This is a genomic window from Bradyrhizobium sp. Y36, from assembly GCF_002531575.1.
Taxonomy (GTDB): Bacteria; Pseudomonadota; Alphaproteobacteria; order Rhizobiales; family Xanthobacteraceae; genus Bradyrhizobium.
In genome coordinates this window covers 174,335-194,037 of record NZ_NWTI01000016.1, presented here as the reverse complement: position 1 = coordinate 194,037, position 19,703 = coordinate 174,335, and the positions used below count along the sequence as shown (strand labels likewise).

Sequence of the window (19,703 nt, the reverse complement as noted above, 5' to 3'; positions counted from 1 at the left end):
CTGGATCGCCCGCCCCAGTGCGCAAGTGCGCACAAGGCGGGCGATGACAGTGAGTGTGTGGTGACAGACATGGGTTCGCATTCTCGCGGCTTTTTTCGCCCGAGCTTTGCTTCGTTGCTTGCGCCCATCAATTGCCAAAGGGCGCAGGGAAGGCCGGGCGCCGGCGGCACCCGAGTCCGTGTACAAGAACATGCACACGGGGTGGACCACAGGTGATGCCGGTCGCCCGGCCTTCCCTGCGCGGATGGTTTTAACGGTGTCCTTCGTGCTCTCCTCGGGGAGCGTTGCACTATTGCCCCCGTCGCCTCACGGCTGATCGATGTGCCGCCGGTTGGCGGCCACATCCCCGCGAGGTTTGACGCCAGACCCCGGGCGTCAGGACCACACGACTTCTCCGTCCGCGGACGGCCCCGCCGAAATCCCCGAAGGCTTGCGTGTGCTCGCCCTCAGGTCTCAACGAGACCGCTGTGACCGCGCCGGGTCGTATCGCGTCGCCCGATGGCTCACGGTTGCCCGCCCTGTCATGAGCTGATCGCGCCGGCGCTGCCGCGTCCACCGCACCCCGGCCCGCATCTCGTGACGATCGCGAAGCGCCCCTTTGGAAAGGGCCGGGATGTCCGGGTATATGCCACAAATCCGAAATTCGGGAAAGTGGAATATTTTTGGAGCGAGGGCTTGACCGAGTGTTTTGCCCGACGCCTCGCGAACGGCTTAATCATCGCCTTGGCGGCCCTGACCGGATCGGGGCCGTTTGCGTTATCCCAATGCGGTGAGCCGCATTTTCGGAAAGACTTGCTGGATGGGTTTGGCAGATACAACTAAAGTTCTACCCCGAACGGAGGATGACATTCATGAGCAGACCTGCGAAGACCGAAAGCGAACTGATCGCCATGGCGAAGGCCGAATTGAAGGTCCATGCCGACTGTCCCGACGGAATGATCATTTCCGTCCTTCGTGACGGGAATTCCTGGGAGTTTCGCGCCAGCGCCGATCGGGCCACCTCTGATCGGCCGGGGTACCCCGAATGCGTCGCCATGCTCGTCCAGATCGGCGATCATCTCAGCAAGCAATACGACGTCGCGGGCTGAGCGCCGCGGGCGACGCACGCGATGTCATTTGCTCGACCACCATCGTCAGGCCGGCAGAGAGTGCCATGACGATGACCAGTGGAATTGCGGTCTCGAAGAACGGCAGCCCCATCGATCGATGAGGTTGTCCGTTGCGAGGCATGAACAACCAGAGGTGGGCGATTGCCATGATCAACAATATGCCGATCATGAAGCCCCCTCTGGAGCGGAGATAGCCCCCTTGAAGCCGGTCCGTCCGAGGGCCGCGTTGCCGCCCGTCCCAGCGGGTGACCCCAATTAAGCACTGCGACCATATTTTAGTTGTTGCTGCGGCAAGCTGTCCATTTTCCTGTTGACCCGGAATGGGCTGCCAGTAAATGTGCCTTGCTTCTCGCGGCGGGGGAGACCTGAACATGTCTCGCCAAAAACCGACAACAAGAACGGACGGAAGCATCAGGAGGGTGAACTAGCTCCCGCGCAGGAATGGAAGGCTGCTGACACAGCGCCTGCTCCTGCTCGTCCGGGGTTAGCACTCAGCGAGCGGGGAAAAGGCATCGATGCGCCCATTGTTGGCGGTGAGTACGGCTATCGACTGGCTGAACGAAAAAGTCGGCAATGTCTGCAACGTTCTGGTTCTCGCGGCCTGCGTCGTCAGCGCCGTGAATGCGATGATCCGGTACGCCTTCAGCTACAGCTCCAATAGCTGGCTCGAGACGCAGTGGTACATGTTCGCCGTCGTGGTGATGTTCGGCTCGTCCTACACCTTCAAGCGCAACGAGCATGTGCGCGTCGAAATCCTCTACCTGATGCTGTCCGAACGCGGCCAGTTGTGGCTCGACTTGATCGGGACACTGGTCTTCCTCGTCCCGGCGTGCCTCCTCCTCAGCTACCTCTCATGGGCGATGTTCTACAACTCGTTCATCATCGGCGAGATGTCCAACAACGCCGGCGGTCTGCTCCGGTGGCCGATCAAGTTCGTGCTGCCTGCGGGCTTCTTCATGGTGGCGTTGCAAGGCGTTTCCGAAGCCATCAAACGAGCGGCGGCGCTGCGCGGCGAAGTCACCATTGACGCGAAATACGAGCGGCCGACCCAATGATCACGATTGAGATGATGCCCCCGCTGATGTTCGGCGGGCTGGTCCTGGCCATGCTGATCGGATACCCGGTCGCCTTCACGCTCGCCGCCCTCGGCCTTTCGTTCGGCTTTCTCGCGATCCACGAAGGTTTCTTCGGGTTCAGCTTCCTGCAGGCGATCCCCGAGCGCATCTACGGTAGCGTGCTGGCCAACGAGCTGCTGCTGGCGATTCCATTCTTCACGTTCATGGGCTCGATCCTCGAACGGTGCGGCCTCGCGGAGGATATGCTGGACTCGATGGGGCAGTTGTTCGGTCCCATTCGCGGCGGTCTCGGCTATTCCGTGATCATCGTCGGCTTCATCCTCGGCGCCATCACGGGCACGGTGGCGGCGCAGGTGATCGCGATGGCGCTGATCTCGATGCCGGTGATGATCCGCTACGGCTACAACATGCGCTACATCACCGGCGTGCTCGCGGCGTCCGGCACCATTACCCAGCTGGTGCCTCCCTCGCTGGTGCTGATCGTGCTCGCGGACCAGCTCGGGAAGTCGGTTGGCGACATGTATCTCGGCGCCTGGGGACCATCGATCCTCCAGATCGCGCTGTTCGCCGGCTACACGTTTGTTCTGAGCGTGATCAAGCCGGGCCACGTTCCGGCGGTGCCCAAGGACGCGAGGACGCTCACGGGCTGGGCGCTCTGGCGCAAATGCCTTCTGGGCATCATCCCGTCCGCCGTCCTGATCTTCGTGGTGCTCGGCACGATGATGCTGGGCCTTGCCACCCCGACCGAAGCCGGCGCGATGGGCGCTGTCGGTGCGATCGTCCTCGCCGTCATCCACCACAAGGATTTCAGCTCGGCCGGGCACAAGATCCTGCTCATCGGCGTGGCGGCGGCGGGCGTCGGCACCATCATCGGCATCTACTTCACGCCGAACCTGGCGTTCAAGATCGCCTTCGCGATCGCCTATCTCGCGGTCGCCTGGGTCTGCCTTGAGGCGGTCAGGATTCCGGACCTGCGCGACCTGGTCAAGCAAGGCTACCAGACCACCATGCGCATCACCTGCATGGTGACGTTCATCCTGATCGGATCGACCTGCTTCTCGATCGTCTTCCTGGGCTGCAATGGCGGTGTCTGGCTGGAGCACATGCTGACATCGCTGCCGGGAGGCGTCTGGGGCTTCCTGATCTTCATGAACCTGTTCATCTTCTTCATCGCGTTCTTCCTCGACTTCTTCGAGATCGCCTTCATCATCATCCCGATGATTGCGCCGATCGCGCAGAAGTTGCTCGCTCCCGTCGTCGGGGCCGACGCCGCGCTGATCTGGTTCGGCGTCATGCTCTGCGTCAACATGCAGACCTCCTTCCTGCATCCTCCGTTCGGTTTCGCGCTGTTCTACCTGCGCGGCGTGGCGCCGAAGGAGGTCAAGAGCTCGGACATCTATTGGGGCGCGATGCCCTGGATCGGCCTGCAGGCGATCATGGTTGCGGTCGTCATCGCATTCCCGATCACGGTCACCGGGCTGCTGGACGCTCCCAGGAAGGTGGATCTGGACAAGATCAAGATCGAAATTCCGGACATCGAGCTGCCGCCGCCGGTGCTCGATTTCGGCCAGCCGAAGAATTGAGGAAAGACTTCTGGGGGGCGATTGACCCTCCACGGCGTTCGACGCTGCTCGACCTTCGCGATCCCACCGGTGCCTTCGCGTTGGTGCCGGACGGCCCCACACGGTCTCCCGTCCGGCCCTTTCTTGAAATGGGATGTGCTCGCAATGATCCGCAGCGTCACCGTCACGGTCATTCTCCTGCTTGCGTCCCCGGCCTTGGCGCAAAGCGCGCCACCGCAAGAGGGGCCGATCACCTGCGCTGCGCCGGTTGCGCCTGACGATACCGAGCGGAGCCTGAAGCAGCGCTACGGCAAGGTCGCCGTGGTGCAGGAGCTGCCCGGCGCCGAGGGTGAACGCTACAAGGGCCTCGTGCTGTTCCCGAAGGCGAGGGACCGCCGCGTCGAGGTCGCCTTCACCGACGACAAGGCCGGGCGCGCCTCCGGCTTGACCTTGCGCGACGCAGGGAAAACCAGCCTCTGGAATGTCGCGGGCGTCACGATCGGATCCAGTCTGGCCGACGTGCAGAAAGCCAACGGCAAGCCGTTCCTCGTCAGCGGCTTCGAGTGGGACTATGGCGGCTTCGTCACCGACTGGAAGGGCGGCACGCTCGGCCGGCCGCTGCAAGGCGGCTGTCGGGTCACGATCCGTTTCGGCGGCAAGACCGGTGCGCCGAGGTCGCTGTCCGGTGACGGCGTTAAGGTGGCGTCCGACAACGCGGCGCTGGTGAAGTTTGCGCCCGTGGTGACCGAGATCGGCGTGAATTTTCCGGACAAGTGACGATGTGCGCGAGTGGTCGGCGGATTACGCCTTCGGCTAATCCGCCCTACGTAAACCAATCGGTAGGAATTGGTTCGATGCGGTTTTTGCGGATCTGATTTGTTCTTTGAGAACGAAGTGGAGTCAGATGCAGAACGAAAGCTGACGGCTATGGCCGGCGAGGATTATCTCACGCCGTGCGCTCCATTCGCCGCGCCCGGTAGGCTTGCGGCGACATCAAGGTGAGCTTGCGGAACGCCTTGCGGAAGCTGCTCTCGTCCTCATAGCCGCTCGTGCGTGCGATGGCCTTGATCGGCTGTGTCGTCGTCTCCAGCAGCGTGCGCGCGTGCTCGACGCGGCGGCGCATGATGAAGGCCTGCGGCGGCTCGCGCGTGAGCTCCTGAAACTTCCGGTTCAGCGTGCGCTCGCTGAGCCCGAGCGCGCCGGCAAGGCGCCTGACCGTCATCGGAGCCTTGCCGGTGCGGCGAACCAGCAGGTCGGCCCTGGTCAGCAGCGGGTCCTGCGAGAGCAGATAGCCGACCGGCATGAAGATCGACTGGGTGCGCTGCGCGGTGTCGATGACGACGTAGTCCGCACAGAGTTTTGCGATCGCCTTGCCCTCGACCAGCTCGATCAGCCTGAGCAGCAGATCGACCCACGACATCGGGCCGGCGGCGCAGACAATGCGGTCGGCAACCGTGATGACGGCGTCAGCGGCGAGGTCGATGGTGGGATGACGCTGCCGCAGCTCGCTTTGCAGCCACCAGGTGATGGTGGCGCGGCGGTGGTCGAGCAGGCCGGCCCCTGCGAGCAGGAACACGCCGCTGCAGAACGCCCCGATCAACCGGCCGTTCGCGTGCTGTTGCCGGAGCCAGGCGCCGGCGCGGGCATATTGCGGTTGCAGGCGCTCCGCGGTGACGTGATCGACGAGGTTGCCCGGGACGAGGATGGCGTCGAAGCGTGCGCGTGGCCCGACCGCGCCATCGACCGCAACGATCTGGCCGCCGCCGGCGCGCACCGGCTTGCCGTCGAGCGAGAGCGTCTGCCAGCTGAAGCGGGGCTTTGCGCCGCTCTGCTGCATGACGTGGTTGGCGAGCGACAGGATGTCGGCGACGCCTGATATCGCCGAGTGCATGCAGCCTTCCACGGCCAGAATTGCAAGCTTCATGGGACCTCCAGGCGGACGTGCGCGATCCTATCCGATCGGGCTCGCGGCCGCGTGGCGGAGATTGCCCGATCTCTGTCTTATCCGCCACTGCTGCCTGCGGCTCGCCGGGCGCAATCTCCCACCGTCGTCACACGACATGATTGGAGAAAGACATGCCTTACGTCACCATTTCCACCGTCCGCGGCATCCTGGATGCCACGCAGAAGAAGGCGCTACTCGAGCGCGTCACCGATCTCATGGTCGAGGTCGAAGGACAGGGCAATGCGGAGTTCCGCCGCAACGTCTGGGTCAGGATCGAGGAGCAGGAGCCCGCGCACTGGTCGCTCGGCGGCATGCAGCCGACAGCCGAGATCATCGCCGGCACGTTCGGCGCGATCGGCGCGGACGGGCTGCGGGTCGCGCGGCCGAAGCCGTAGCTCACCGCGACCACAAAACGAAAAGGCGCTTCCATCGGAAGCGCCTTTTACTTTGTCGCGACAGTTCGGGCCGCTTAGCCCGAATAGTACATCTCGAACTCGACCGGGTGCGGGGTCATCTCGAAGCGGGCGACCTCGGTCATCTTCAGCTCGATGTAAGCGTCGATGAAGTCGTCGTCGAACACGCCGCCGGCCTTGAGGAAGCCGCGGTCCTTGTCGAGGTTTTCCAGCGCCTCGCGGAGCGAACCGCAGACGGTCGGGATCTGCTTCAGCTCTTCCTTCGGCAGGTCGTAGAGGTCCTTGTCCATCGCCGGACCCGGATCGATCTTGTTCTTGATGCCGTCGAGGCCGGCCATCAGCATCGCGGCGAAGCCGAGATAGGGGTTGGCCATCGGATCGGGGAAGCGCACCTCGACGCGCTTGGCCTTCGGCGAAGCGGTGTAGGGGATGCGGCACGAGGCCGAGCGGTTGCGCGCGGAGTAGGCGAGCAGCACGGGGGCCTCGTAGCCCGGGACCAGACGCTTGTAGGAGTTGGTCGACGGGTTGGTGAAGGCGTTGATCGCCTTGGCGTGCTTGATGATGCCGCCGATGTAGTGCAGGCAGGTCTCCGAGAGGTCGGCGTATTTGTTGCCGGCGAACACCGGCTTGCCGTCCTTCCAGATCGACTGGTGCACGTGCATGCCCGAGCCGTTGTCGCCGTAGATCGGCTTCGGCATGAAGGTAGCGGTCTTGCCGTAGATGTGCGCGACCTGGTGGATGCAGTACTTGTAGATCTGCATGTGGTCGGCCATCAGCGTCAGCGTGTCGAACTTCATGCCGAGCTCGTGCTGGGCGGAAGCGACCTCGTGGTGATGCTTCTCGACCTTGACGCCCATCTTGGCCATGGCGCCGAGCATTTCGGAGCGCATGTCCTGCACCGAGTCCTGCGGCGGCACCGGGAAGTAGCCGCCCTTGGTGCGGATGCGGTGGCCGAGATTGCCGCCTTCATATTCGGTGTCGGAGTTGGTCGGCAGCTCCGAGGAGTCGAGGCGGAAGCCGGTCTTGTAGGGCTCGGCCGAATAGCGCACGTCGTCGAACACGAAGAACTCGGCTTCGGGGCCGACGAACACGCTGTCGCCCACGCCCATCGACTTCACCATGGCCTCGGCCTTCTTGGCGATGCCGCGGGGGTCGCGGTTGTAGGGCTCGCCGGTGGTCGGCTCGAGCACGTCGCAGGTGATGACCATGGTGGTCTCGGCGAAGAACGGGTCGATCGTCGCGGTGACCGGATCGGGCATCAGGCACATGTCGGACTCGTTGATCGCCTTCCAGCCGGCGATCGAGGAGCCGTCGAACATCGTTCCTTCGGCGAAGATGTCATCGTCGATCATGCTGACGTCGAACGTCACATGCTGCCACTTGCCGCGCGGATCGGTGAAGCGCAGGTCGACGTACTTGACGTCGTTGTCCTTGATCGATTTCAGGACGTCTTTGGCGGTCTTCATGCATACCCCTTTTGGCTCTGCGGGTCGGTTTCCAGATGAGCAAAATCGTTCTCGCTCGGGCGAGTTTTTGCGCGACCGCACAAACGAATTCAGGCCGCCGAAGCAGCCTTATTTCCAGTCGGAGTGTCGCAAAATTCGGGATAGCACCCGGCTCAGATAGCGTCCAGCCCGGATTCGCCGGTTCGGATGCGGATCGCCTCTTCGATGTTGGAGACGAAGATCTTACCGTCGCCGATGCGTCCGGTCTGCGCGGCGCGGCGGATGGCGTCGATGGCGCGCTCGACCAGATCGTCGCCGATCACGATCTCGATCTTCACCTTGGGCAGGAAGTCGACGATGTATTCGGCGCCGCGGTAGAGCTCGGCGTGCCCCTTCTGCCGGCCAAAGCCCTTGGCTTCGGTGACGGTGATGCCCTGAAGGCCGACCTCCTGAAGCGCTTCCTTCACCTCGTCGAGCTTGAATGGCTTGATGATGGCTTCGATTTTCTTCACTGCGCGCCTCCCGGCCTTATCGAACAAATAGCAACGTCTTCGTCAGGATGCGCTTCTCTAACGCACGATCTTGTCTTCGCTATGCCGGAAGTCCTGACCTGGCCGGCAACAACGGCCGGCGACACCCTGATAAATGCCAGTGAGCACGACGAACCGAAGCGGCTTCCTCGAAAGCAGGGTCTATGCCAAGTTGCAAAGGCCCTGATTATTGGAGCGTTATCAGCCTTTTAACGCGCATCTCTGAAGGGTGGCGCCGATCTGCACAAAATACCGAAGACTACGAAATAGGCAAACGGTTCAATTTGTGTGCAGATCGTTGTTCCCCAAGGCGGGGCGGCCCGGAAGATGCCTGTTGAGAAGGCGATTGTACTAGGGAAGTGGCATGGAAGTTCTGACCAACGCCGAAATGCAGCGGGCGGACCAGCTCACGATTGCGGCTGGCACGCCCGGCTTCAAGCTGATGTTGAGCGCGGGCCAGGCGGTCGCCGAGGCCGCCCACGCGCTGGTGGAGGAGGGGCCGATCCTGATCGTGGCCGGCCCCGGCAACAATGGCGGTGACGGTTTTGTCGCAGCCGCCGAGCTCGCGGCCCAGGGACGCGAGGTCTCGGTGATCCTGATGTGCGAGCGCGACCAGCTCCAGGGCGACGCGGCCTCCGCCGCGCGCGGCTGGAAGCACCCGGTGCTCCCGTTCAATCCGCAGGCGATCGGACGGCCGGCGCTGATCATCGACGCGCTGTTCGGCGCAGGCCTCAGCCGTCCCGTCGACGGCGAGGCGCGCGCGATGATCGAGGCGATCAACGCCAACGGCGCCGCGGTGCTCGCCGTCGACCTGCCGAGCGGCATCAACGGCACCAGCGGGGCGGTGATGGGCGCGGCGGTGAACGCCACCGAGACCGTCACCTTCTTCCGCAAGAAGCCGGCGCATCTCTTGCTGCCGGGCCGGAAGCATTGCGGCCACGTCCGCGTCGCCGACATCGGCATCGAGCCGCAGGTGCTGGACGAGATCGCGCCGCGGACTTTCGAGAACGATCCGGATGCCTGGGGCCGCGCCTTTCCGGTGCCGGGCATGGACGGCCACAAATACGCGCGCGGGCATGTGCTGGCGGTCTCCGGCGATGCGGCGGCGACCGGCGCTGCGCGGCTCGCCGCGCGCGGCGCGCTGCGGGCAGGGGCGGGCCTCGTCACGCTGGCGAGCCCGCGCGAGGCGCTCGCGATCAACGCGGCCGCGCTGACGGCCGTGATGGTTCGCCCCGTCGACACCGCCATCGAGTTCGGCGAGCTGCTCGGCGACAAGCGCTACAACACCTGCATCATCGGCCCCGGTGCGGGCGTCGGCGAGCGCACCTGCGATCTCGTCCACACCGCGCTCACCGCGCAGCGGCATCTGGTGCTCGACGCCGATGCGTTGACGAGCTTTGCCGCAAAGCCCGAGCGGCTGTTCGAGTCGATCAAGTCGTCGCAGGACAAGGCGGTGGTGCTGACACCGCATGAAGGCGAGTTTCCGCGCCTGTTCTCCGACCTCAGCAACAAATTTCCGGGGCGTTCCAAGCTGGAGCGCGTGCGCGCCGCGGCCGAGCGCTCCGGCGCCGTCGTGCTGCTGAAGGGGCCCGACACCACCATCGCCGCCCCCGACGGCCGCGCCACCATCGCCGCCAACGCGCCGCCCTGGCTCGCCACCGCCGGCGCCGGCGACGTGCTCTCCGGCATCATCGCGGGCCTCCTGGCGCAGGGCGTGCCCGCGTTCGAAGCCGCCAGCATCGGCGTCTGGATGCACGGCGAGGCGGCGAGCGAAGCGGGGCCCGGCCTGATCGCGGAGGACCTCACCGAGACGCTGCCGGCGGTGCACCGGCGGATCTATGGTGCGCTCGGGGTGGAGTACTAGCGTTCGTCGACGCTGGCACCGCTGCGCAGATCCATCGGGGATCGCGTGGTGCCTGGCCGCGCGGTTCGTCGACAAAGAACCTTCGGTTGTAAGCTGCGGCACAGCAGCCTCTCGAAAACCGAACTAGTAGGAGCGGGCATTGTCCTCAAAGGAAGGCAGCAGATATGCCCCTCGGCTCAGTTCAGCCATCGACAGCAGGCCGTGATTGTTCAGGCGAGTCAGCGCCGGCCGGAAACCCTGCGGCGCAATCGCCGACGGCCGGCATTGGTGCCGGCGCTGGCGTGGTTCATGCGCGCCCGGCTCCAGCCGAAGCCCCGCTTCCGCCCGCCGCCAGCAATGCGGCGACCGTTTCGGCATCCGAGTTCTTCCACCTCGACGGCGGTGTTGATCTCGCAGCCGGCACTCATCCCATAAATCCCGAGCAGGCCCTGACGCCCGCGAACCACAAGCCGGGCATCGTCGCTTCACAAAGCCTCAACATGAGCGTCGCGCACAGAAGCGGCCATGACACCGTGTCCGTCGTTGCCGGATTCAAGGCCAGGGAGGCAACGCTCGTTGGAGCGTCGGCGATCGGATATTCGGGCAGCGTGAAAGCCGGCCGGCAGATCGGTCCCGTGCAGGTCGGCGTCACGGGAACGCTGTATGGGAGCAATGCTCTCCACATGCGGCAGGACGATGCAAAGGGCCTGCCCGCGGGCTACCGCTATGGGCAGGCTGCGGTGACCATCGACTCGAAGCACGAACTGCCGGACGGCGGCGGTGTCGCCGTCCACGCCGAAGCAGGATACCGCGCCGGTCCCGGCCTCAATAACCGCATCAACCTTGCCGCCAAGGGAACGCTCACCGAGCATGTGGGGCCGGTGACGCTCGAGGTGACCGGGGCTGTGATCGCGGGCGAATGGACCGATCGGACCCCACAAGGGCTGCCGCGGCGCCAGGACGCGATTCCCAGCGCGGAAGTCAAAGCATTGCTCCCGGTGAGCGAGCATATCCGGGTGTTCGCAAAGGTCGGAGGCGACGGGCGATATTCCAACCAGGACGATCACGGCTCGAGGAATTACGCGAACTTCGGCGGCGGCGTGGGTATCCAGTTCAGTCAGGACGGCCCGAAATCCAAACCGAAGAATTGATCCCGTGCATTGCAGGCGGGGCCTGGCGAGCGCGATCCCACGGACCCGCCGCGCATGAACCTCACTCCACCGCGTACCACCGCACCAGCCGCGGCGCGGCCCAATCGGTCGCGACCGATTCGAGCAGCCATCGTCCGGGGGAGGTCGCCGCGAAGGCGATGCGCTGGGTCTGGCCGGGCTCGATCGCCAGCGTGTCGAGCCAGTAGGGCTTCCAGCCGTCGTCGAGCTTGTCGAGCAGGCGGAAAGAGTGGCCGTGCAGGTGGAAAACGGTCGTGATCGGGCCGGGGTTCTTCAGTGCCAGCACGACGGTGCGGCCGGTCTTGGCGCGGAAGGCGGGAGCGGCGTCCGTGGAGAAGCCGGCCGGCCGGATCCAGCCGGCGTCGGGCGCGCCGAGCGCGACATCGAACCGCAGGGCGCCGCGGAGGTCGAGCGTCTCGGGCAAGCCGTTGGACGGCAGGGGCTGTGGCGGCGCCAGCGGCGTGCGCCGCTCCATCTGGTCCGATATCTTGAGGCTTCCGAGCGGACGCGCCTCCTTGCCGTCGTGCAGGAGAAATGGGGCCGAGTTGGCCGCATCGACAAGCGCGTCAGCGCGTCCGCCCGGGGCCAGCACCAGCGCACCGTTCCGCGCCGGAAATGGCTCGGCCGGCTGGCCGTCGAGGGCCATCACACGGACGTCGTAGCCGTCCAATTTGATTGCGAGCACAGAGCGTTGGGAGCCGTTGATGAAGCGCAGCCGCAGCCGTTGATGGCGCAAGGCTGAGAGTTCGAATGAAGTCTGCCCGTTGATCGTATAGAGCGTCGCAGAGCCCTTCGGGTCCTGCCCCGGGGGAAGCGCGGTTCCGTCCGGCCGCAGGCGCCATTCCTCGATCAACAGCACCTCATCCCGGTCGACGACGTCAGGGCTGGTCTCGGCCGCGATGACCGGAAGCGGGCGCGTGGGCAGCTTCATTCCGTCCTCGAACAGGCGAAAGTCGGCCAGCAAGGTTCCCGCATTATGTATTGAAATAATTGATGTTTCGACTGCGTTTTGCGAAGCGGGGGCCCGCCCTCGCAGCGGATCGGCCCCGCTGTGAAGGCCGTACCAAACTGGCGCAAGCGGGACAGGCAGGTCGTTGCGAAACACCAGCTCGCAGCGGTCGCCGCGCTTGAGACGGACGTCCCCGAGGCGGCTTACGGCGGCCAGCTCCCAGATTGGTGTAGCTGGCTGGCCGGACCTGAGAGCCAGCGTGGACGCCCTGGCCTGAAGCGCGAGCTGGGCGGTCACCGGCGGGGTTGCGCCGCCCGCCATCAGCCCGGCCGCGGCAGCGCCGAGGGAGGCAGCGAGGGAAGCCCCGAGGCCGGCCAGAACGTCGCGCCGATTGGGGTCTAGGATCCGCGGTTTCATGGCCCCGATCCGGACCACGCCGCGCTGGATAAGTCCAGCCGTCGTGCCTACTTGAGGCCTGCCTCCATCAGGCCATTTTTTTGCTGCGAACAGTCAGGCGCATGCTATAAGCCCGGCCGCCCGCGGCATCGCGGCCGGTCTTGATGCAAATTCACGCGGGCGTGGCGGAACTGGTAGACGCGCTGGATTTAGGTTCCAGTGACGAAAGTTGTGGGGGTTCGAGTCCCTCCGCCCGCACCAAGCGCTTATCGCGTTTGCACGGATTACGAGACCTGCTTCCGCGCGGATGTTTGTCCGCTGGGAGCCGGTCCGATGAAGCACCGGCGGTGAGGCGTTTGCCTCGCGCCGGATCGATTAATGACAGCGTCCCGACGCATGCGCGCCGGGACCGAACGAGAAGAAGATTGGACGCCATGCAGGTCACAGAGACCCTCTCGGAAGGTTTGAAGCACGAGTTCAAGATCAGCGTTCCCGCGTCTGATCTCGACGCCAAGGCCGGTGCCAAGCTCGTTGACCTCAAGGACAAGGTCCGCATCAACGGCTTCCGTCCCGGCAAGGTGCCGGTCGCGCACCTGAAGAAGGTCTACGGCCGCTCGGTGATGGCCGAGACCATCGACCAGACCATCCGCGACACCAACACGCAGCTGTTCTCCGAGCGCGGCTTCCGCCTTGCGACCGAGCCGAAGATCACCATGCCGAGCGAGCAGGCCGAGGTCGAGGAGCTCCTGAGCGGCAAGACCGATCTGACCTACACGGTCGCGATCGAGGTGGTGCCGGCGATCGCGCTCGCCGACTTCAAGACCTTCCAGGTCGAGAAGCCCGTCGCCGACGTCAGCGAGGCCGACGTCGACGAGGCGATCAAGCGCATCGCCGACACCAACCGCGGCTATGCCGCGAAGGCCGAGGGCGCCAAGGCCGAATCCGGCGACCGCGTCACCATCAACTTCAAGGGCAGCATCAACGGCGAAGTCTTCGAAGGCGGCACCGGTGAAGGCATCCAGGTCGTGATCGGCTCCAACACCTTCATCCCGGGCTTCGAGGAGCAGCTGATCGGCATCGGCGCCGGCGAGACCCGCACGCTGAAGGTATCGTTCCCGAAGAACTACATGAACGACAAGCTCGCCGGTCAGCCGGCCGAGTTCGAGACCACCGCGACCACGATCGAGGCGCCGCAGGACGTTGCGATCGACGACGAGTTCGCCAAGACGCTCGGCCTCGAATCGCTGGACAAGCTGAAGGAAGCCGCGCGCGAGCGTCTGGTTGCCGAGTTTGCCGGCGCGACGCGCCAGCGCGTCAAGCGTGCGCTGCTCGACCGCCTCGACGAGGCGCATCGCTTCGAGGCGCCGCCCTCGCTGGTCGATGAAGAGTTCAATCTGATGTGGAACTCGGTCAACGCCGAGATGGCCTCCGCCGGCAAGACCTTCGCCGATGAGGACACCACCGAAGACAAGGCCAAGGAAGAGTATCGCAAGATCGCCGACCGCCGCGTGCGGCTCGGTCTCGTGCTCTCCGAGATCGGCGAGAAGAACAAGATCACCGTGACCGACGACGAGGTCGGCCGCGCCGTGATCGAGCGCGCGCGCTCGATGCCCGGCCGCGAGAAGGAAGTCTGGGACTATTACCGCAGCAACGCCCAGGCCTTGGCCCAGCTTCGCGCACCGATCTATGAGGACAAGGTCGTCGACTTCATCCTCGAGCTCGCCAACGTGACCGAGAAGAAGGTCTCGCGCGAGGACCTCTACAAGGACGACGAGGCGGAAAAGACCGCGGCCTGAAGGGTTTGAGGCAGGCATCTATTAAGGATGATCGGCGAAGGGGCCCAGCTAGCCAGATGGCCGGCTGGGCCTCTTTGTGCGAATCAGCTTCAACTGCCCCACGGATTAAGCCTTAATTCGCTCCGCACTTGTCAGAAGCGAATTGGGCTATATCTGTCGGTACGCCCCGTACCCGAGTTTCTACACCAACAAGTCCTGCATCACGGGACGTGCGTCGGCCTTCCGGCAAATCCAGCCCAACTGGCAGCCACGACAGGCGATGTCCACGTCCGAAAAACCTAGGTGACTCATGCGCGATCCGGTTGAAACCTACATGAACCTCGTGCCCATGGTGGTCGAGCAGACCAACCGTGGCGAGCGCGCCTACGACATCTTCTCGCGCCTCCTGAAAGAGCGCATCATCTTCGTGACCGGTCCGGTCGAGGACGGCATGTCGACGCTGGTCGTCGCGCAGCTGTTGTTCCTCGAGGCGGATAATCCGAAGAAGGAAATCTCGATGTACATCAACTCGCCGGGCGGCGTGGTGACGTCGGGCCTTGCGATCTACGACACCATGCAGTTCATCCGTCCGGCGGTCTCGACCCTGTGCACGGGGCAGGCGGCCTCGATGGGCTCGCTGCTGCTCGCCGCCGGCGAAAAGGATATGCGCTTCTCGCTGCCGAACTCGCGCATCATGGTGCATCAGCCCTCCGGCGGCTTCCAGGGCCAGGCCACCGACATCATGCTGCATGCCCAGGAAATCCTGAACCTGAAGAAGCGGCTCAACGAGATCTACGTGAAGCACACGGGCCAGACCTACAAGGCGATCGAGGACGCGCTGGAACGCGACAAGTTCCTGACCGCGAACGACGCCAAGGAGTTCGGCCTGGTCGACAGGGTCATCGACAAGCGCGCCGAGGAGCCGGCGGCGAAAACCCCGTAGCACTACTGGGGCTGCGGCGATCCCTTGTTAGGCCCTCGGGCAAATGCTTGAGGGATCGCCGGGCGCCATCAGGGCAGCGTTCACGTTTAGGACGCGTGCGCGCGTCGCAAAACGGTATTTTGCGCCCTGCGACAGGCAGAAGGTTCCGCTTTCGTGCTTGTTTTTCGTGGCAATCCAGCAACGCCGGGGTGATTTCGATCACTTCGCCCGTGCCAAGACCGGAAATCACGGTATTGTCACGGGTAGCCGGCGACCCCCGATTAGCGAATTCTTGATAGTCGGGTGACAGCATGGTTGGCTACGAATGATCGGCTATGATCGCGGAGAATCGAGCGACCGTGATTCGCACGGGATGTAATGCGTAGGGTCTTTTTTGGTACGGAATTTGCTCTACTTAAGCTTCATGCTGGCCATCGTGCCGGAATGGAGCGATCGAGCGGAACGGGATCGAACCGCGGACGGAGACAGGAATGAGTAAGGTCGGCACGAGCGACTCCAAGAACACGCTATATTGCTCGTTCTGCGGCAAGAGCCAGCACGAAGTCCGCAAACTGATCGCGGGTCCCACGGTCTTCATCTGCGACGAGTGCGTCGAGCTCTGCATGGACATCATCCGCGAGGAGAACAAATCCTCGCTGGTCAAGTCGCGCGACGGCATTCCGACGCCGAAGGAAATCTGCAAGGTCCTGGACGATTACGTGATCGGCCAGAACCATGCGAAGAAGGTCCTCTCGGTCGCGGTGCACAACCACTACAAGCGCCTCAACCACCAGACCAAGCACAACGACGTCGAGCTTGCGAAGTCGAACATCCTGCTGATCGGTCCGACCGGTTCGGGCAAGACGCTGCTCGCGCAGACGCTCGCGCGCATCCTGGACGTGCCGTTCACCATGGCGGACGCGACCACGCTGACCGAGGCCGGCTATGTCGGCGAGGACGTCGAGAACATCATCCTGAAGCTGCTCCAGGCCGCCGACTACAATGTCGAGCGCGCTCAGCGCGGCATCGTCTACATCGACGAAATCGACAAGATCAGCCGCAAGTCCGACAATCCCTCGATCACGCGCGACGTGTCGGGTGAGGGCGTGCAGCAGGCGCTGCTCAAGATCATGGAAGGCACGGTGGCTTCGGTCCCGCCGCAGGGCGGCCGCAAGCATCCGCAGCAGGAATTCCTGCAGGTGGACACCACCAACATCCTGTTCATCTGCGGCGGCGCCTTCGCCGGCCTCGAGAAGATCATCTCGGCGCGGGGACGGTCGACCTCGATCGGTTTCGCGGCCCAGGTGATGGCGCCCGAAGACCGCCGGACCGGCGAGATCTTCCGTCACGTCGAGCCTGAGGACCTGCTGAAGTACGGCCTCATCCCGGAATTCGTCGGCCGTCTGCCCGTCGTGGCGACGCTCGAGGATCTGGACGAGACCTCGCTGAAGAAGATCCTGACCGAGCCGAAGAACGCGCTGGTGAAACAGTACCAGCGGCTGTTCGAGATGGAGAACATCGAGCTGACCTTCGCCGACGAGGCGCTTGGCGCGGTCGCCCGCAAGGCGATCGAGCGCAAGACCGGCGCGCGGGGCCTGCGTTCGATCCTCGAAGCGATCCTGCTCGAGACCATGTTCGATCTGCCGGGCCTGGAAGGTGTGGAAGAAGTCGTGATTTCGCGCGAAGTCGTGGAAGGCACGGCCCGTCCGCTCTACATCTACGCCGATCGGACCGATCGCGCGGTCGAGAACGCCAGCGCCTGAGCTTCCGGCGCTGGAACGCTCCAATCGTACCTTTGAGTTGGGGCTGCGGAAATGTTGTTCCGCAGCCGGTGTTGCGTCGCTTACCGCGTTGCGTAAGCGCCTGATGGCGCGCGTTTTTCAATGACTTGACACCCCCCGGGTCGATAGCCACCTAATGTCGGCGGCGAGCGAAAATTCTCTTCAAGATTCGCCTCAGTTCCGATCCGGCAAGGCCGGTCCAACCTTCGACTGGTAGGCCGGTTTGTGGATCACCTCGGCACCTTGTGGCGGTTGCGCATGAAGACGGCGGACTGCGTGCAAGGGGGCAAAGCAAAAGGAAAAGGCCATGACTAATCCAAAACCGCGGCCAACCATCGTCCATGGCGAAACGCACGCCTATCCCGTGCTGCCGCTGCGCGACATCGTCGTCTTCCCGCACATGATCGTTCCGCTCTTCGTCGGCCGCGAGAAGTCGATCCGCGCGCTTGAAGAGGTGATGAAGAACGACGCGCTGATCATGCTCGCGACGCAGAAGAACGCGTCCGACGACGATCCGGCGCCCGATTCCATTTACGAGACCGGTACGCTCGCCAGCGTGCTCCAGCTCTTGAAGCTTCCCGATGGCACCGTGAAGGTGCTGGTCGAAGGGCTTGAGCGTGCGCGCGTGCAGAAGTACACCGATCGCGCCGACTATTACGAAGCAACCGCAATTGCGCTTGCCGACACCGATGCGAAGTCGGTCGAGGCGGAAGCGCTGGCGCGCTCGGTCGTGTCCGACTTCGAGAGCTATGTGAAGCTCAACAAGAAGATCTCGGCCGAGGTCGTCGGCGTCGTGCAGGCGATCACCGACTTCGCCAAGCTCGCCGACACCGTCGCCTCGCATCTCGCGGTCAAGATCGCGGACCGCCAGGGCATCCTGGAGACGCTGTCCGTCACCACGCGCCTGGAGAAGGTGCTGGGCCTGATGGAGAGCGAGATCTCGGTGTTGCAGGTCGAGAAGCGCATTCGCTCGCGCGTCAAGCGCCAGATGGAGAAGACCCAGCGCGAGTATTATCTCAACGAGCAGATGAAGGCGATCCAGAAGGAACTCGGCGACGACGACGGTCGCGACGAGCTCGCCGATCTCGAAGAGAAGATCTCCAAGACCAAGCTCTCCAAGGAAGCGCGCGAGAAGGCGCAGCATGAATTGAAGAAGCTGCGCCAGATGTCGCCGATGTCCGCGGAAGCGACCGTCGTGCGCAACTATCTGGATTGGCTGCTGTCGATCCCGTGGAACAAGAAATCCAAGGTGAAGAAGGACCTGGAGCAGGCGCAGGCCATCCTGGATTCCGATCACTACGGATTGGAGAAGGTCAAGGAACGCATCGTCGAGTATCTCGCGGTGCAGTCGCGCGCCAACAAGCTGACGGGTCCGATCCTGTGCCTCGTCGGGCCTCCCGGCGTCGGCAAGACCTCGCTCGGCAAGTCGATCGCGAAGGCGACGGGACGCGAGTTCGTGCGCGTCTCGCTCGGCGGCGTGCGCGACGAGGCCGAGATCCGCGGTCACCGCCGCACCTATATCGGCTCGATGCCCGGCAAGATCATCCAGTCGATGCGCAAGGCGAAGTCGTCCAATCCGCTGTTCCTGCTGGACGAGATCGACAAGATGGGCGCCGATTTCCGCGGCGATCCGTCCTCGGCTCTGCTCGAGGTTCTCGATCCCGAGCAGAACGGGACCTTCAACGACCACTACCTCGAGGTCGACTACGATCTGTCCAACGTGATGTTCATCACCACCGCGAATACGCTCAATATTCCCGGACCGCTGATGGACCGCATGGAGATCATCCGGATCGCGGGCTACACCGAGAACGAGAAGGTCGAGATCGCGCGCAAGCATCTGATCCCGAACGCGGTGTCCAAGCACGGCCTGGACTCCAAGGAGTTCTCGATCGACGACGACGCACTGCTGCTTCTGATCCGCCGCTACACCCGCGAGGCGGGCGTGCGTAACCTGGAGCGTGAGCTCTCCACACTCGCCCGCAAGGCGGTGAAGGAGCTGATGATCTCCAAGAAGAAGTCGGTCAAGGTCACCGAGAAGACTCTGGAAGAGCTGCTCGGCGTGCCGAAGTACCGCTTCGGCGAGATCGAGAGCGAGCCGCAGGTCGGCATCGTCACCGGGCTTGCCTGGACCGATGTCGGCGGCGAGCTGCTGACCATCGAAGGCGTCATGATGCCCGGCAAGGGCAAGATGACGGTCACGGGCAACTTGCGCGACGTGATGAAGGAGTCGATCTCGGCTGCGGCGTCCTATGTCCGCTCGCGCGCGATCAACTACGGCATCGAGCCGCCGATGTTCGACCGCCGTGACATCCACGTGCACGTGCCTGAGGGCGCGACCCCGAAGGACGGTCCGTCCGCGGGCGTCGCCATGGCCACCGCGATCATCTCGGTCATGACCGGCATCCCGGTCCGGCACGATGTCGCGATGACCGGCGAGATCACGCTGCGCGGCCGCGTGCTGCCGATCGGCGGCCTGAAGGAGAAGCTGCTGGCTGCGGCCCGCGGCGGCATCAAGACGGTGCTGATCCCCGAGGACAACGCCAAGGATCTCACGGAGATTTCCGATGCGATCAAGGGCGGCATGGAGATCATCCCGGTCTCCCGTCTCGACGACGTCATCGCCAAGGCGCTGGTGAAGAAGCCGGTGCCGATCGTCTGGGAAGAGGACACCAAGGTGACGGTGAAGCCGGACGGCGACGAGGCTGCCGGCGGCCTGACCGCTCACTGAGATCGCAGCTCGAAAAAATGATAAAACGGCGCCTTCGGGCGCCGTTTTTGTTTTGGG

Annotated in this window: 16 protein-coding genes and 1 tRNA gene; 12 read left to right on the top strand and 5 right to left on the bottom strand. The window is 64.0% G+C overall.

The window, feature by feature from the left end; genetic code table 11:
* Window positions 1-851: 851 nt before the first annotated feature.
* Entirely contained in the window at window positions 852-1,088 is a 237-nt protein-coding gene (locus CO669_RS24760) for a hypothetical protein (RefSeq protein WP_097662560.1), read from the top strand.
* On the opposite strand, the gene CO669_RS35395 is transcribed toward CO669_RS24760, so the two are convergent.
* Window positions 1,060-1,278 carry a hypothetical protein gene (locus CO669_RS35395; RefSeq protein WP_143278721.1) on the bottom strand — a complete coding sequence of 73 codons (219 nt, stop codon included), beginning with the start codon at window positions 1,276-1,278 and terminating at the stop codon, window positions 1,060-1,062. The genes CO669_RS24760 and CO669_RS35395 overlap by 29 nt on opposite strands.
* A gap of 346 nt (window positions 1,279-1,624) precedes the next feature.
* Between CO669_RS35395 and CO669_RS24755 the strand changes: the two genes are divergently transcribed.
* The 3 genes from CO669_RS24755 to CO669_RS24745 all read left to right on the top strand — a co-directional run bounded on the left by CO669_RS24755 (window position 1,625) and on the right by CO669_RS24745 (window position 4,524).
* The gene (locus CO669_RS24755) at window positions 1,625-2,164 is read left to right on the top strand and encodes a TRAP transporter small permease subunit (RefSeq protein ID WP_097662551.1); all 540 of its coding nucleotides are present in this window, start codon (window positions 1,625-1,627) and stop codon (window positions 2,162-2,164) included.
* Window positions 2,161-3,768 (top strand): TRAP transporter large permease, encoded by a 1,608-nt coding sequence (locus CO669_RS24750; protein WP_097662550.1) that lies wholly within the window; start codon window positions 2,161-2,163, stop codon window positions 3,766-3,768. The genes CO669_RS24755 and CO669_RS24750 overlap by 4 nt, the downstream gene beginning before the upstream one ends.
* A 144-nt stretch (window positions 3,769-3,912) precedes the next feature.
* Window positions 3,913-4,524 (top strand): hypothetical protein, encoded by a 612-nt coding sequence (locus CO669_RS24745; protein ID WP_097662549.1) that lies wholly within the window; start codon window positions 3,913-3,915, stop codon window positions 4,522-4,524.
* Window positions 4,525-4,693: 169 nt separating this feature from the next.
* On the opposite strand, the gene CO669_RS24740 is transcribed toward CO669_RS24745, so the two are convergent.
* Window positions 4,694-5,671 carry a GlxA family transcriptional regulator gene (locus tag CO669_RS24740; RefSeq protein WP_097662548.1) on the bottom strand — a complete coding sequence of 326 codons (978 nt, stop codon included), beginning with the start codon at window positions 5,669-5,671 and terminating at the stop codon, window positions 4,694-4,696.
* 152 nt (window positions 5,672-5,823) lie between these two features.
* Between CO669_RS24740 and CO669_RS24735 the strand changes: the two genes are divergently transcribed.
* Entirely contained in the window at window positions 5,824-6,087 is a 264-nt protein-coding gene (locus CO669_RS24735) for a tautomerase family protein (RefSeq protein ID WP_097662559.1), read from the top strand.
* A 74-nt stretch (window positions 6,088-6,161) separates the two neighbouring features.
* Here CO669_RS24735 and glnA read toward each other — a convergent pair whose 3' ends face one another.
* Both glnA and CO669_RS24725 read right to left on the bottom strand, forming a co-directional pair.
* Window positions 6,162-7,571 (bottom strand): type I glutamate--ammonia ligase, encoded by a 1,410-nt coding sequence (glnA, locus tag CO669_RS24730; protein WP_097662547.1) that lies wholly within the window; start codon window positions 7,569-7,571, stop codon window positions 6,162-6,164.
* 152 nt (window positions 7,572-7,723) lie between these two features.
* Window positions 7,724-8,062 (bottom strand): P-II family nitrogen regulator, encoded by a 339-nt coding sequence (locus CO669_RS24725; RefSeq protein WP_007603495.1) that lies wholly within the window; start codon window positions 8,060-8,062, stop codon window positions 7,724-7,726.
* Window positions 8,063-8,444: 382 nt separating this feature from the next.
* Here CO669_RS24725 and CO669_RS24720 point away from each other — a divergent pair, with 382 nt between their 5' ends.
* Complete coding sequence (locus CO669_RS24720) at window positions 8,445-9,944, top strand: NAD(P)H-hydrate dehydratase (RefSeq protein WP_097662546.1); 1,500 nt, start codon at window positions 8,445-8,447, stop codon at window positions 9,942-9,944.
* Between the two features lie 164 nt (window positions 9,945-10,108).
* Complete coding sequence (locus CO669_RS24715) at window positions 10,109-11,074, top strand: hypothetical protein (RefSeq protein ID WP_143278720.1); 966 nt, start codon at window positions 10,109-10,111, stop codon at window positions 11,072-11,074.
* Between the two features lie 61 nt (window positions 11,075-11,135).
* On the opposite strand, the gene CO669_RS24710 is transcribed toward CO669_RS24715, so the two are convergent.
* Window positions 11,136-12,458 carry a multicopper oxidase family protein gene (locus CO669_RS24710; RefSeq protein WP_097662544.1) on the bottom strand — a complete coding sequence of 441 codons (1,323 nt, stop codon included), beginning with the start codon at window positions 12,456-12,458 and terminating at the stop codon, window positions 11,136-11,138.
* A gap of 155 nt (window positions 12,459-12,613) precedes the next feature.
* Between CO669_RS24710 and CO669_RS24705 the strand changes: the two genes are divergently transcribed.
* The 5 genes from CO669_RS24705 (at window position 12,614) to lon (ending at window position 19,646) form a co-directional block, all read left to right on the top strand.
* Window positions 12,614-12,698 (top strand) — tRNA-Leu (locus tag CO669_RS24705).
* A gap of 173 nt (window positions 12,699-12,871) precedes the next feature.
* Window positions 12,872-14,233 (top strand): trigger factor, encoded by a 1,362-nt coding sequence (gene tig, locus CO669_RS24700; protein ID WP_097662543.1) that lies wholly within the window; start codon window positions 12,872-12,874, stop codon window positions 14,231-14,233.
* Between the two features lie 289 nt (window positions 14,234-14,522).
* Window positions 14,523-15,155 (top strand): ATP-dependent Clp protease proteolytic subunit, encoded by a 633-nt coding sequence (locus CO669_RS24695; protein WP_097662542.1) that lies wholly within the window; start codon window positions 14,523-14,525, stop codon window positions 15,153-15,155.
* A gap of 470 nt (window positions 15,156-15,625) precedes the next feature.
* On the top strand, window positions 15,626-16,897 hold the full coding sequence (clpX, locus tag CO669_RS24690) for an ATP-dependent Clp protease ATP-binding subunit ClpX (protein WP_097662541.1): 1,272 nt from the start codon (window positions 15,626-15,628) through the stop codon (window positions 16,895-16,897).
* Between the two features lie 325 nt (window positions 16,898-17,222).
* The gene (gene lon / locus CO669_RS24685; protein ID WP_097662540.1) at window positions 17,223-19,646 is read left to right on the top strand and encodes an endopeptidase La; all 2,424 of its coding nucleotides are present in this window, start codon (window positions 17,223-17,225) and stop codon (window positions 19,644-19,646) included.
* Window positions 19,647-19,703 lie beyond the last annotated feature (57 nt).

Excerpts from the sequence above, each read along its gene's own strand:
- CO669_RS24760 (WP_097662560.1), top strand. The coding sequence starts at position 852 with ATGAGCAGACCTGCGAAGACCGAAAGCGAACTGATCGCCATGGCGAAG.
- CO669_RS35395 (WP_143278721.1), bottom strand. The coding sequence starts at position 1,278 with ATGATCGGCATATTGTTGATCATGGCAATCGCCCACCTCTGGTTGTTC.
- CO669_RS24755 (WP_097662551.1), top strand. The coding sequence starts at position 1,625 with ATGCGCCCATTGTTGGCGGTGAGTACGGCTATCGACTGGCTGAACGAA.
- CO669_RS24750 (WP_097662550.1), top strand. The coding sequence starts at position 2,161 with ATGATCACGATTGAGATGATGCCCCCGCTGATGTTCGGCGGGCTGGTC.
- CO669_RS24745 (WP_097662549.1), top strand. The coding sequence starts at position 3,913 with ATGATCCGCAGCGTCACCGTCACGGTCATTCTCCTGCTTGCGTCCCCG.
- CO669_RS24740 (WP_097662548.1), bottom strand. The coding sequence starts at position 5,671 with ATGAAGCTTGCAATTCTGGCCGTGGAAGGCTGCATGCACTCGGCGATA.
- CO669_RS24735 (WP_097662559.1), top strand. The coding sequence starts at position 5,824 with ATGCCTTACGTCACCATTTCCACCGTCCGCGGCATCCTGGATGCCACG.
- glnA (WP_097662547.1), bottom strand. The coding sequence starts at position 7,571 with ATGAAGACCGCCAAAGACGTCCTGAAATCGATCAAGGACAACGACGTC.
- CO669_RS24720 (WP_097662546.1), top strand. The coding sequence starts at position 8,445 with ATGGAAGTTCTGACCAACGCCGAAATGCAGCGGGCGGACCAGCTCACG.
- CO669_RS24715 (WP_143278720.1), top strand. The coding sequence starts at position 10,109 with ATGCCCCTCGGCTCAGTTCAGCCATCGACAGCAGGCCGTGATTGTTCA.
- CO669_RS24710 (WP_097662544.1), bottom strand. The coding sequence starts at position 12,458 with ATGAAACCGCGGATCCTAGACCCCAATCGGCGCGACGTTCTGGCCGGC.
- tig (WP_097662543.1), top strand. The coding sequence starts at position 12,872 with ATGCAGGTCACAGAGACCCTCTCGGAAGGTTTGAAGCACGAGTTCAAG.
- CO669_RS24695 (WP_097662542.1), top strand. The coding sequence starts at position 14,523 with ATGCGCGATCCGGTTGAAACCTACATGAACCTCGTGCCCATGGTGGTC.
- clpX (WP_097662541.1), top strand. The coding sequence starts at position 15,626 with ATGAGTAAGGTCGGCACGAGCGACTCCAAGAACACGCTATATTGCTCG.
- lon (WP_097662540.1), top strand. The coding sequence starts at position 17,223 with ATGACTAATCCAAAACCGCGGCCAACCATCGTCCATGGCGAAACGCAC.